The sequence below is a fragment of the Halpernia sp. genome (genome assembly GCF_048269545.1).
In the GTDB taxonomy this organism is placed as follows: Bacteria; Bacteroidota; Bacteroidia; order Flavobacteriales; family Weeksellaceae; genus Halpernia.
On the sequence record NZ_JBLXIJ010000004.1, the window covers coordinates 40252 to 53066 of the forward strand.

At 31.8% G+C, this 12815-nt stretch carries 16 protein-coding genes; 12 read left to right on the forward strand and 4 right to left on the reverse strand.

Annotated elements, in window-relative coordinates; genetic code table 11:
- Positions 1-27: 27 nt before the first annotated feature.
- Entirely contained in the window at positions 28-537 is a 510-nt protein-coding gene (locus ACN0WB_RS06875) for a c-type cytochrome (protein ID WP_417430189.1), read from the reverse strand.
- Between the two features lie 133 nt (positions 538-670).
- Between ACN0WB_RS06875 and ACN0WB_RS06880 the strand changes: the two genes are divergently transcribed.
- The 12 genes from ACN0WB_RS06880 to ACN0WB_RS06935 all read left to right on the forward strand — a co-directional run bounded on the left by ACN0WB_RS06880 (position 671) and on the right by ACN0WB_RS06935 (position 11287).
- On the forward strand, positions 671-1057 hold the full coding sequence (locus ACN0WB_RS06880) for a c-type cytochrome (protein ID WP_417430191.1): 387 nt from the start codon (positions 671-673) through the stop codon (positions 1055-1057).
- Between the two features lie 187 nt (positions 1058-1244).
- Positions 1245-3140 carry a molecular chaperone DnaK gene (gene dnaK / locus ACN0WB_RS06885; protein WP_417430193.1) on the forward strand — a complete coding sequence of 632 codons (1896 nt, stop codon included), beginning with the start codon at positions 1245-1247 and terminating at the stop codon, positions 3138-3140.
- A 229-nt stretch (positions 3141-3369) separates the two neighbouring features.
- On the forward strand, positions 3370-3942 hold the full coding sequence (locus ACN0WB_RS06890) for a helix-turn-helix transcriptional regulator (RefSeq protein ID WP_417430195.1): 573 nt from the start codon (positions 3370-3372) through the stop codon (positions 3940-3942).
- Complete coding sequence (locus ACN0WB_RS06895) at positions 3939-5195, forward strand: tyrosine-type recombinase/integrase (protein WP_417430197.1); 1257 nt, start codon at positions 3939-3941, stop codon at positions 5193-5195. The genes ACN0WB_RS06890 and ACN0WB_RS06895 overlap by 4 nt, the downstream gene beginning before the upstream one ends.
- Complete coding sequence (locus tag ACN0WB_RS06900; protein WP_417430199.1) at positions 5192-5935, forward strand: hypothetical protein; 744 nt, start codon at positions 5192-5194, stop codon at positions 5933-5935. The genes ACN0WB_RS06895 and ACN0WB_RS06900 overlap by 4 nt, the downstream gene beginning before the upstream one ends.
- A gap of 118 nt (positions 5936-6053) precedes the next feature.
- Complete coding sequence (locus ACN0WB_RS06905; RefSeq protein WP_417430201.1) at positions 6054-6431, forward strand: helix-turn-helix domain-containing protein; 378 nt, start codon at positions 6054-6056, stop codon at positions 6429-6431.
- Entirely contained in the window at positions 6428-7657 is a 1230-nt protein-coding gene (locus ACN0WB_RS06910) for a primase-helicase family protein (protein WP_417430203.1), read from the forward strand. Before ACN0WB_RS06905 ends, ACN0WB_RS06910 begins: the two co-directional genes overlap by 4 nt.
- 221 nt (positions 7658-7878) lie before the next feature.
- Positions 7879-8757, forward strand: a complete 879-nt coding sequence (locus ACN0WB_RS06915) for a toprim domain-containing protein (protein WP_417430205.1) — start codon at positions 7879-7881, stop codon at positions 8755-8757.
- Positions 8758-8902: 145 nt separating this feature from the next.
- Positions 8903-9352, forward strand: coding sequence for a plasmid mobilization protein (locus ACN0WB_RS06920; RefSeq protein ID WP_417430206.1), 450 nt, complete (start codon positions 8903-8905; stop codon positions 9350-9352).
- Positions 9345-10265 (forward strand): relaxase/mobilization nuclease domain-containing protein, encoded by a 921-nt coding sequence (locus ACN0WB_RS06925; RefSeq protein ID WP_417430208.1) that lies wholly within the window; start codon positions 9345-9347, stop codon positions 10263-10265. Before ACN0WB_RS06920 ends, ACN0WB_RS06925 begins: the two co-directional genes overlap by 8 nt.
- 22 nt (positions 10266-10287) lie before the next feature.
- The gene (locus ACN0WB_RS06930) at positions 10288-10926 is read left to right on the forward strand and encodes a hypothetical protein (RefSeq protein WP_417430210.1); all 639 of its coding nucleotides are present in this window, start codon (positions 10288-10290) and stop codon (positions 10924-10926) included.
- Between the two features lie 37 nt (positions 10927-10963).
- Positions 10964-11287, forward strand: a complete 324-nt coding sequence (locus ACN0WB_RS06935; RefSeq protein ID WP_417430212.1) for a helix-turn-helix domain-containing protein — start codon at positions 10964-10966, stop codon at positions 11285-11287.
- Positions 11288-11837: 550 nt separating this feature from the next.
- Here the strand turns inward: ACN0WB_RS06935 and ACN0WB_RS06940 are convergent.
- From ACN0WB_RS06940 to ACN0WB_RS06950, 3 genes are read right to left on the reverse strand one after another with little or no spacing between them, the layout of a single operon-like run.
- Positions 11838-12011 (reverse strand): hypothetical protein, encoded by a 174-nt coding sequence (locus ACN0WB_RS06940; protein ID WP_417430214.1) that lies wholly within the window; start codon positions 12009-12011, stop codon positions 11838-11840.
- A 26-nt stretch (positions 12012-12037) separates the two neighbouring features.
- Positions 12038-12364 carry a YegP family protein gene (locus ACN0WB_RS06945; protein ID WP_417430216.1) on the reverse strand — a complete coding sequence of 109 codons (327 nt, stop codon included), beginning with the start codon at positions 12362-12364 and terminating at the stop codon, positions 12038-12040.
- Positions 12365-12388: 24 nt separating this feature from the next.
- Positions 12389-12649: a hypothetical protein gene (locus ACN0WB_RS06950; RefSeq protein WP_417430218.1), complete on the reverse strand. Its 261-nt coding sequence runs from the start codon at positions 12647-12649 to the stop codon at positions 12389-12391.
- Between the last annotated feature and the right edge of the window lie 166 nt (positions 12650-12815).

Consider the following 12815-nt stretch of genomic DNA (forward strand, 5'->3'; position numbering starts at 1 on the left):
TAAAGTAATATTAAAAGGTTTTTTTATTTATTTAGCGCCGTCAATTTGTCTCATATATTCTAAAATTTCACGCGCTTCATTATCTGCTAAATTTTGATTTGGCATTCTAACCAAACATAATTCAAGTTGTTTTTTCAATTCTGGATCTACATCAATCATTGGATCTGGATTAGTAATAAAATTCATAATCCATGCTGCAGGATGTCTTTTAGTAATTCCTTTCCAACCTGGTCCAACTAATTTTTCATCGGTAGGTTTGTGACAAGAAGTACATTTTACTTCTGCAATTGCTTTTCCTGCTGCAGCCATTTTAGGATCAAAAGATGAAACATCCACATTTTCGTGTTTGCCTAAACCTCTATTCGGATCATAATTTCCTGCGTCTGCAGTTGTAGGAGGCGTATTTACGGTTGCTTCCGGAGTTGTGCTTTCTGTTTTAGTAGCTGTTTCTGTTGTCTCATCAGTTTTTTTGTCACCGCCGCAAGACATGAGCATCATTGCTACAGTTGCAAATGAAAGAAATTTAATCTTGTTCATAATGTTATAATTTTAGTTAAATATTTATTTTTTCTATTATCAAAGATAGTTTAAATTTATAAAATTATTTTATGATTGCAGTCATAAGAAAATGATGTATATTAGTAAGAAATTTGAAAAAAATTAAAAAGTAATGAAAAATGTCTTAGTAGCGAGCCTTTTAGTTTTAAGCCTAATGTCTTGTAATAAATCAGTGAAGGATTCAAAAATTGAAAGCAATGTAATGTTACCAGAACCTACACAACAAACCAGTGAAGCAAAAGGAACCGATGAAGGTTTAGCTTTAATAGAAGGAGCCGATTGTTTAACTTGTCATAAAATGGACACAAAATTAGTTGGTCCATCATATAAAGAAGTGGCAGCAAAGTACGAACCAACAGATGCAAATATGGATATGCTTGCTGATAAAATAATTGCTGGAGGTAAAGGAAATTGGGGTGAAATTCCGATGTCACCACACGTTGGAATGAGCAAAGAAACTGCTAAAAAAATGGTAAAATATATTCTTACTCTTAAATAAATTAAATATTAAATTTTGTTTGTTTTGAACTGCTTCTCTTTTAGTGAAGCAGTTTTTTACTGATTTTTTTAATTTTTTTTCTAATATATGTCTAAAAGAAATGTCAAAATGGCATAAAAATTTCTGTGGTATAAAAGTTGAGAATTGCTACTTGTAAAATTTAGTATAACATTTAAAATAAAAAATAATGAGTAAGATAATCGGAATTGATTTAGGAACTACAAACTCTTGCGTTGCAGTAATGGAAGGTAAAGATCCCGTTGTAATTCCTAATGCAGAAGGTAAAAGAACAACACCATCTATTGTTGGTTTTGTAGAAGACGGAGAAAGAAAAGTAGGTGATCCTGCAAAAAGACAAGCTGTTACAAACCCAACAAAAACGGTTTTTTCTATAAAAAGATTTATGGGAACTCACTTTTCAGATGATGCAACCGAAGTTTCTAGAGTACCTTATGACGTTGTAAAAGGTGCAAACGACACAGTAAAAGTAAAAATAGAAGACAGAGAATATACGCCCCAAGAAATTTCTGCAATGATTTTGCAAAAAATGAAAAAAACAGCAGAAGATTATCTTGGTCAAGAAGTTACAAGAGCAGTAATTACTGTTCCAGCGTATTTCAATGACGCACAAAGACAAGCCACAAAAGAAGCGGGAGAAATTGCAGGTTTAAAAGTAGAAAGAATTATTAATGAGCCAACTGCAGCAGCTTTAGCTTATGGTTTAGATAAATCTCACAAAGATCAAAAAATTGCAGTTTACGATTTAGGAGGAGGTACATTTGATATTTCTATCCTAGATTTAGGTGATGGCGTTTTTGAAGTTTTATCTACAAATGGAGATACACATTTAGGTGGTGATGATTTTGATGATGTAATTATCAATTGGATGGCGGATGAATTTAATAAAGAAGAAGGGGTGGATTTGAAAAAAGATCCTATCGCGCTTCAAAGATTAAAAGAAGCAGCAGAAAAAGCAAAAATTGAATTGTCATCATCTTCACAAACAGAGATTAATTTACCCTACGTTACAGCAACCGCTTCTGGACCGAAACACATGGTGGAAACTTTAACAAGAGCAAAATTTGAACAATTGTCTTCAGATTTAGTAAAACGTTCAATGGATCCTGTAGCAAAAGCATTGAAAGATGCGGGACTTTCAGTTTCTGATATTGATGAAGTAATTTTAGTTGGAGGTTCTACAAGAATCCCAATTATTCAGGATGAAGTAGAAAAATTCTTTGGAAAAAAACCATCAAAAGGAGTTAATCCAGATGAGGTTGTAGCTTTAGGAGCGGCAATTCAAGGTGGTGTTTTAACAGGTGATGTAAAAGACGTTTTATTGTTAGACGTTACACCTTTATCTTTAGGAATTGAAACAATGGGTTCAGTTTTCACAAAATTAATTGAAGCAAATACTACCATTCCTACTAAAAAATCTGAAACTTTCTCTACGGCAAGTGATAATCAACCAGCTGTTTCTATTAGAGTTGGACAAGGTGAGAGACCAATGTTTAATGACAATAAAGAAATTGGAAGATTTGATTTATCGGATATTCCACCTGCTCCAAGAGGTGTTCCACAAATTGAAGTGACTTTTGATATTGATGCGAACGGAATTCTAAATGTTTCTGCAAAAGATAAAGGAACAGGAAAAGAACAAGCAATTAAAATTCAAGCTTCTTCAGGTTTATCCGAAGCGGAAATTGAAAGAATGAAAAAAGAAGCACAAGAAAACTCCGCTGCAGATGCTAAGAAAAAAGAAGAAGTAGAAGTTTTAAATAAAGCAGATGGATTGATTTTCCAAACAGAAAAACAATTAAAAGAATATGGTGATAAATTATCTGCCGACAAAAAATCTGCAATAGAAAGCGCACATGCAGAATTGAAAACTGCTTATGAAAGCAAAGATGTAGATGCAATTAAAACTAAAACCGAAGCTTTAGATGCAGCTTGGATGGCGGCTTCAGAAGAAATGTATGCTCAAGGACAAGGACAACCAGGAGCTGAACAAGCACAAGGAAATCCGGAAGGAAATTCTGGTACAGAAGATGTTCAAGATGCAGATTTTGAAGAGGTGAAATAAATGACAATTATCATCGACTAATATCGATAGAAATAAATTAGTAAATCGCTGTAAATGTAATGTTTGCAGCGATTTTTTTTTGTTTTCACATTTTTCAATTATACTTGATTTTACTCGATTTTTATTGTATTTTTGTATCATATTTGTACCGCATCTTAATGACGGACAATGTGGTTCTTATTGTATCTTAAATGTACTAATGTGTATTTTTAATTTTAAAAATAAATGAATGATGGGCTTCAGTAATCTTAAAATACCAAAACTTTGTGAATTTTGTGAGAAGCCATTTGAAGCAAAAACAGTTGCCACGAGATTTTGCAGTAAGTATTGCTCTGAAAAATTGGGAAAACGGCAAAAACAGTTGGCAAAAGAAATCGAAGCAAAAAATACACTGTTAGAAAACTCGGTTTCTAAAATTGCTGAATTGCAAACACGACCATATATATCTGTGAGCGAAGCGGAAATGCTTTTTGGAATTTCAAAAAATACGATTCATAGATTAATTAAAAATAAAAAAATACCTTCAATCAATTTAGGAGAGCGACTTACTCGTGTAAGCAAAGTAGATATAGAAAAAATGTTTACTACAGTTGAAATACCAGATAAATCTAAAGATATACCTGAGAAACCCAATTTTGAAGTTGGTAATTGTTATACAATTTCCGAAATTAGTTCAAAATTCCATGCTGATCCTGCAACAGTAAATAGAGTAATTAAAAGAAACAAAATTCCCACAAAACAAGTTGGAAGTTTCGTGTATGTGCCTAAAAATTTAATTGATAAAATATTTGCAGGAAAATGAAAGAGCTATTAAAAACCAAAGTTACAGTAAGGCTTCGAAAAGCCGAATTCCGAAAAGAATGGTTTATTTATTTGGAAAGCTATCCCGTTATGATTTCTGGAAAAAAAGATGTTCAAAGAATTCGAGAATATTTGAATCGTAGTGTCACAACTGTAGATTTTGATAAGAAAAGACCTGCAAGAACAACCCAAGAATCCATTTCATTTAAACCTAAAAGAGATGACAATGGTATTATCGTTTGCAAAAGTGAAAGCGACCGAGAAACTATGCTTTACGCAGATTCTATGAGGAAATTGAGACAGCGGGAATATGATAATTTTGAACTTTACAACGAGCTTGATTTAATTCAAGTGGAACAGAAAGAAAAATCACAAGAAAATTTTGTAAAATATTTTGAGTTGCTCGTCAAAAAGCGACACAAAAATAATTCCGAATCCATTCAAGTAAATTGGTATCGGTCGATAGAATTTCTAAAAGAATTTGGTGGCGAAACAATCGAGTTCTCCCGAATTGACACGAAGTTTTGCGAAAATTTTAAATCATATTTGTTGACTGCAAAAAGTGGAGGAACCAATGAAGGCAATATTTCTCAGAACACCGCTTCAACCTATTTTTCTGTTTTTAAAGCTGCATTAAAACAAGCTTTTATTGATGGATATTTTACAACTGATATTTCAGGTAAAATAAAAGGAATTCCCCACGAAGAATCGAGAAGAGAATATTTAACGCTAGAAGAACTCAATATTTTAGCCGAAACACCCTGCAAAATTGATGTGTTAAAACGTGCAGCACTTTTTTCGGCATTGACGGGTTTGCGACATTCTGATATTCAAAAATTGAAATGGAGCGAAATAAGTATTGAAAACGATCAGCCAAGGATCAATTTCACGCAAAAAAAGACAAAAGGTGTAGAGTATATGCCGATTTCGCAACAAGCATTACAGCTTTGTGGCGAAATTGATTTGCCGAATGAATTGGTTTTTAAACATTTAACAGATCCTTCTTGGATTTCTCGTCCATTAAAAATATGGATTGAAAGTGCAGGAATCACAAAAAAAATAACTTTTCACAATTTCAGACATACTTTTGCAACGCTTCAACTTTCGAGTGGAACTGATATTTATACAGTAAGTAAAATGCTTGGACATACAAATGTGAAAACCACGCAAGTTTATGCAAAAGTTGTTGATGAAAAGAAAAATGTAGCGGCAGAAGCTATAAAGTTAAAATCTTTAAATTCCAAATCAAAATGAAGATAAAATACTTTGAATATATCGCTATTTATTTGTCCGTTTTTCTCGCTTGTCTGTTCATTGGTTATTCAGGTCGAGAATATTTTATCAAAAAAGGAGCAGATGAGTTTACAATTAATTTATTTTTCTGGGTTGGTATTGGTTTCGGTGCATTAATTTTTGTATTTATAATTTTATTTCTTGACCCAGTAGTAACATGGGTAGTAAAATATTTTTCAAACAATTCAAAATCTGAGATTGTTGAAAAACAAGAAGATGAACCAAAGAATATTCAAATACTTAATTCGACTGAAAATTTAGAAATTCCAGTTGAAAAAATTACAGATACAAATGTAGTACGGAAAATTCAGCATCAGAAAAAAGTACAACAGGACCAAGAAAAAATAGAAATTGCACTAAATTATGCCAAACAGAAATTTGCTCTGTATGTTTCAGACAAAGATTTAGACTTTCTTTGTGATGCTGTTGCTTCCTATTCCAGGAAAGAAAGTGTTTCAGATTCAATATTGGTTGAAACAAAAAATCTTTCTACTACAGATCTTTATCACTTTGGTTGGAATATTTGGAATCACTTTGGAGGAAGTAGTCATCTATATCAACAAGAGATTGCAGTACTTTTGAAATCTACTTTCCAGAAACTAAATAAGCTTGATGTTGGAACTATAAAAAGTCATTTAACAGATCCTGACACAAAAGAAACTGTTATTAAACTACAAGAAGATTTAGCCGAGTACAAATAATCTTTAAAAATTAGAAACGATTATATATGTTAAGTGTTTTCTCTGTGATTGCGTGTTTATCGCTGTCACAGAGAAAACACTTTTTTTCTTTGCACCATAACAATCAAAAACAATAGTTATGGACAGCAATGAAATTTCATTCGAAAACCTGCCGAGAGCAGTCGCACATTTGGCGAGCGAAATCGCCGAAATTAAATTTCTTGTAGAAAGAAAAGAAACTCCTTTAATTCCCCCAAAAAGAATCCCAATCGACATTGAAGCAGCTTGCCAATTAATTGGAAAAGCAAAACCGACGGTTTACACTTTAGTAAGAACCCGAAAAATTCCGTGCTATAAAAACGGGAAGAAACTCTATTTTTTTGAAGATGAATTATTGGAGTGGATTTCCCAAGGAAAAAAGAAAACATTACAAGAAATTCAATCTGAAGCCGACGCCAATTTTAAGAAAAATTTCAGAAAATCGAATGGTGAGTTTAATCAAAATTCACAAAGATGAGCCAAAAAATCCCCTACATCCGAGTCGGAACAACTTACTATAAAATAATCGAAAAGCCATTAATATCGGGAGATACAACCTCAGTTTTGGTTCGTTGGAATCGCGAAACAATCATTAGTGATCACGGCAAAGCTTTTCTTTCATCAATCGCAAAATATGATGGTTTTTGTTGCATTCCGGAACATTTAGATTATCAACAAATCGTTCAAGGTTTTTATAATATTTACAACGAAATTCCATTTCTGCCTTCTTCTGAAAGTGAAAATTTGAAAAATTCAATTCCTTTTTCTTTGAATTTTGTGAAGCATATTTTCGGAGAACAGTTAGAATTGGGTTTAGATTATTTGAAAATTCTATTACAATTTCCTACTCAAATTTTACCGATTCTTTGTTTGGTAAGCAAAGAAAGAGCTACCGGAAAATCAACTTTCATCAAATGGTTGAAAGAAATTTTCGGGTTAAATATGACTTACATTAAAGGAGATTCGTTCGGAAGCCAATTTAATTCTGATTGGGCAGCAATGTTGGTTGTGGCAATCGATGAAGTTTTCTTTGATAAAAAAGAAATCACCGAAAGATTAAAATATTTATCAACAACCAATAAAGACAAGTTGGAAGCCAAAGGAAAAGACCGAGAAGAGATTGATTTTTTCGCCAAGTTTATTTTGTGTTCCAATAACGAAGAAAATTTCATTCAAATTGATGAAAACGAAATCAGGTTTTGGATTCTAAAAATAAATCCGATAAAAGTTGAAAACACCGAGTTTCTCGACAATCTCATTTCAGAAATTCCTCATTTTCTTCGGTTTTTAATTGATAGACCATTTTCAACAGAAAGGAAAACAAGAATGTGGTTTTCTGCCGATGAAATCAGGACAAAAGCACTTCAAAAACTGGTTTTCAAGAACAACAATAAGCTAGAATCTAAAATTATTGAGTTGCTGTACGAGTTTTTTGAAAGCAACAACGATGAAGAAATTAATATCGTTCCACAAGATATTCTCAATATGATGAACAGGATGTTTCGACCGACGTATTGGACGAGAAATGACATTCGAAATGTTTTAAAGGAAATGTGGAAACTAAATCCGCAAAACAACGGCTTAACCTACATCAGATACGACATTGATTTTGCAGGAGCATTCTATCAAAACAATTCCGTTGGGCGATTTTTCACCGTTAAAAGAGATTTCATTCTTCAGAAATATGTTGAAATGTTGAATTGATTGATAATGAAAAGAAAATCAACTAATTACTTCTCTACAAAATCCTCAACAAACTTTTAAAGCCACTTTTTTGTTGAGTGTTTGTTGAGCTTAAAAACTAAAGTTTGTTGAATTGTTGAGCTTTTGTTGAATGGTTAAATTATTAATAATCAATAGTTTAATGCATTATTTCAACAATTCTACAGAAAATTACAATAATTAATACCCGAAAAATCTACAAGATGAATTGCAAACAATTTAATACAATATCGTTGGAAGAAGTCCTCCAAATTCTCGGACACCTTCCAACAAAACAAACGGAAAAAGAAGCATGGTTTCTCAATCCATTTGCCAAAGAAAACCACGCCTCTTTTAAAATTAATAAAAACCTAAACTATTGGTATTTGCACTCTGAAGGAATTGGCGGAAACAATGTCAATTTTATGAAAAAATATTTGAATGCTTCTGTAAAAGAAGTTTTAGAATGGGCGGAAAATCAAAATTTTTCTTCTTTTCAACATCAAAATTTTCCAAATCAGAAATTAGAAAATCTTTCTAAAAACTATGAAATCATTGAAATTAAAAATGTTCTGCATCCTGCACTTTTAGAATATTTAAAAACAAGAAAAGTAGAAAATCAAATTGTGTTTTTACAAGAAATTCATTATCGAATGAATGACAAGAATTACTTCGGAATTGGTTTTAAAAACGATTCTGGCGGTTACGAAATTCGCAATAAATATTCAAAAATTTGTTTAGGCAAAAAAGATATTTCTACGATAAAAAACGATTCAAATTCAGTAAGGATTTTCGAAGGTTTTTTCGACTTTCTTTCCTTTAAAAATGTCGAAAATTTTTTAGAAAAAGAAGCTTCGGATTATCTCATTTTGAATTCTGTTTCGATGATTCATAATATTAAAAATTCACTCGGAAATTATGAAAACATTGAGCTTTATTTTGATAATGATGAAGCCGGAAATAGGGCAGTTGAAATGATTGAAAATGAAAACAAAAATGTAGAAGATTGTCGGATTTTGTATTCAGGTTTTAAAGACTTAAATGATTGGTTAATTCACAAAAATCCATCAAATGAAAGGCAAGTGAAGCACAGGAGAAGGTGAGTGAAATAAACACAGGTAAATATGGTGGGATGCTAGTGCAAAAAGTACCCAAAGTTTACAATAAGCGTGGTCGCTGATTGTAAAATTGGAATTTTTGATTTCTTCCTATCGTCAGAAATGTTTTTTAAAAATTAAAATTAATGATATGGAAAAAGACTTTTTAGAAGAATTTATAAATAAAGCCACCAAAGAAAATGACGCCAAAATTGCTCAGGAAAAAAGAAAAAAATATTTCCAAGAATTGGGTAGAAAAGGTGGTTTGAAAACTAAAGAAAATAAGAAATTAGATAAAGTGATTTCGATAAGAATGAACAATTCTGAATATGAAATTTTAATTCAAAAACAAGAAAAATATCCGCTAAAATTATCAACCTATATCCGAAATGTTTTGTTCGAAAAAGAATTAAAAATCAATGAATTTCAAACCGATGAAGTCTTACTTCATTTTGGAAATAATTTCAAAAAAATAACCAATCTTTTGCGAAATCGAGAATGGAATGTTTTTGAAAATAAGAAAGAAATTTTAGCGAAAATTGAAGCGACGGTTGATTTGATTCATCAATATTTATACTCAAAAACTCAGAAAAATGAATAATTCCGCAACCACAAGAACCATTTCAAAAATTGCTTTAGAATACAACGGAAACGACAAAGGAACTGCGGAAATGGTGGCTTCAAATTGTCTTTTGAGTTCGACGGCCGAAGGTCAGTTTATGGAAATGAAAACCGTTGCAGACCGAAATTTAAAAGTGAAAAAGTGGGCTTTGACAGGTTATATTTCTCAACCAGACGAAATCGGGAGAAAGTTGACGGATGAAGAATTTACAGAAATCGCCAACAAAGCTTTAGAAAAAATTGGCGTGACAGAAAACAACCAATTTCGATTGGATATTCATAACAGTACGAAACAAAAACACATTCATTTTATTGTGAACAGGATTGATATTTCTGGGAAATGTACTGTAAAATCACACGATGTAGGAAGAAGATTCGGAGAAGCAGTTCGGGAAGTTTGTAAAGAAAAAGGTTTGTTAACCGATGTGGAAATAGGGATTCAGAAAAAAGCAGAGATGCTTAGAAATTTAAAAGAAACTTTAAAATCAGCAAAAAATTTTGATGAACTTATTTTTAAAATGAAAGAAAGAGGTTTTGAAATTCAATTATCCAAGAATGTGAAAGACGGCGTTTCGGGAATGCGAATCGTGATGGAGAAAGATAAAAACCCCAATACAGACAGAATTTATAAAGCAGGCTACAAACTTTCTGAAATTACCAGCAAGTTGAAAATTGCAGACATCAAAGCGGTTCTCAATGAAAATAAAGAGAAAAAATTGGATGATGAAACTGTTTTTTCTGAAAATTTTAACCAAGAAAACAATGGAAATATACAAAAAATCAACTCCGTAATCAGCGAAGTTGGGAAAGCAATTGAGCAGTTTTTACAACCTACTTACACCTCTAATTCAGATGATGAATTATTAAAGAAAAAGAGGAGAAAATCAAGATAATAATTGAAAAAAATCAAAAAAAATGGAAAATCAAAAACAAAACGACGGAACGAAAAGCAACGGAATGGAATTGCTGGAAAACGTGATAAAATCTAATGAGAAAAATATTGCTTCAAACGAAGCAAATATCGAACAATTTGTAAAAGTTGAATTTGTTATGGAAGACTTTATCAATTCGTCAAAACATATCCAGACTGGTTTGCGTGATGTAAGTGCAAAGTATGATAATGTCGAGAAATTGTATGAATTGGAGCAAGTGAAAAGAACTGAATTTCTTGCCAATATTCCCACCAAAATAGAAACAGTTCTTTCGCAAGAAACCATTGATTTTTATAAAAATTTTGAAAATAAAGTTAAAAGACTAGAAAAATTTATCTGGAGTGGAATTGGAGTTACTGTTTTTTCGGTTTTATTGATGATAATTTCCATCAATTTCGCAACCAAATGGTACAAAGAAAGCATCAAAGCAAAAAGTGAACTGCGCCAAGATATTTTAAATGAAATTGCTGGTGAAGGAAAAAAAATCTATGATGAAAAGGAGATGAAAATATTGAGTGAAAATACTGAAATTATGCAGCTTTGGATTAAGAATAATCCTAAAATGGCAGTTGATTTTTTGAGATTTAAAGATGGGTTTGATGCGAGGAAGGAATCTAAATAAGAAATACTCTTTTCTATAATGATTGTTATTTCAATCAATGAATACATATTTGTATGAAATAACAATCATTAATATTGTGCAACAAGAAGTAATTCTTCTTAAATTCAATCAATTATTAGAACAAATGGGCGAAAACATCAAACTCGCAAGAAAACGTAGAAAACTCACTGCGACACAAGTCTCAGAAAGAGCTGGAATTGCTCGTTCAACATTATATTTGATTGAAAAAGGCGATTCTAGTGTTCCTATGGGTGCATATTTTAATGTTTTGAGGGTTTTAGGATTACAAAATGATTTCCTGAAATTAGCAGCTGATGATGAGTTTGGCAGAAAATTACAGGATTTGGAATTGCTGAAATAAATTTTAAAATGAAACAAGGAAAATTTGATATCTACGTTTTTGCCGATTGGAAGTTTAGCGGTAAACTTCCTTAAAAAAATTTGTAAATGAAATTAGAATATGTGGAAATTACACTATGCTGTGGCTACTTTTAAATATAGTTCCTAAAGGAAAACTAATCGTTTGGGAGATTTTAGAAGCTAAAATAAAATACAATGTCAACACACTTCGAATTCATTGTTGTTGGTTAGGATCACCTCATCCATTTAACTCATTTCGAAATCGGAGTACACACATCGAGTTATTCACAAAACCCAATATTACTTGGCTTTAGAAGGGTAATTTGAATAATCTTAATTGACCAAAAACATTTTTTTTATTTTCTACCCCCGATCAAAAACAAGCCACTTGCATCTCTTTTTTTGCAAACAGAAATAAACACTTTCTTAATTTGCTTTTACGAAATAAAAAAAAGATGTTGGCGGAAAGTTAGTTATCCTACTTACTTAAAAAGAAAGAGGCTATCCTTATTTCAGAATAACCTCTTTTATTTACAAAAATAAGTTCCATCTTATTTTTCTTTGCGAACACCTTTAAATGGTGTCCCATCTTTTTTGACATCGATAAAACGTCCGTTATCACTGTCTCTTTTTACCCAAGTTTCAGTTTTTGGATTATATGTTTGACTTCTGTCTCTTACAGCACCATTTCGATGCCCGTCACCTTTAGGGGGATTAGTTGCCATTTTCTTTAAAATTTTTAAATTAATAATTAAGATAAATCTTCTATTACCGCATTTGGAGCATACCGTTTTACGGCTTCTATACCATTGTCACGATTGTAGATTGATGAATACATTTCACTCGTCCCCAATACTTGATAGTTATTAGAGTTTTGAGTAAAATAAGGTTCATTTCTTACCGATGTCAACCCCCTAAAGTTAGCGTCTGCAACACTAATTTTACTGCTCGCAATACCGCCTTGGCAGTTTTGCTTTGTAGTATAAGTTTCACTTGTTAATAGGGTTTCTCCATTTGGAGCTTTTAAAACCCACCAATATTGTCCGTTGGACGTTTTACGAATAATGTACTTTGACATTTTTTTTAAATTTTAATTAGTTAATCAATTGTAATTGTACCTTTTCCAAGGTATTCTAGATGGATGTACGTTTGCTAAGAAGTTTACAATATCTGTTCTTCCTTGATATCTTGGAATACCACGGCTGTTTTGAGCCATCAAAACAATTGGCATTCTGGGAAAAATAGTTTGAAAACCACTTCTGGCATTGTTACACTCTGAAGAGCTGTTGAGTACGTGTTCTTTGACCACAACAATGGCAAATGATACTCCTTGCTCTTTTAATACTGCTCCTTCGAACGTCATAAAATGTAATTTTAAATTATTAATAACTTATCCTCTACATTCACGGAGTTAGGAATTTTACCCGGTGCGTACTTTTTATTGAAAAACTAATTAAAATCTATGTTTATTAAAATAAACAGTTACTTTTGCAAAACGAAACTTTTCAATATTGGAATGCCAAAGGGTT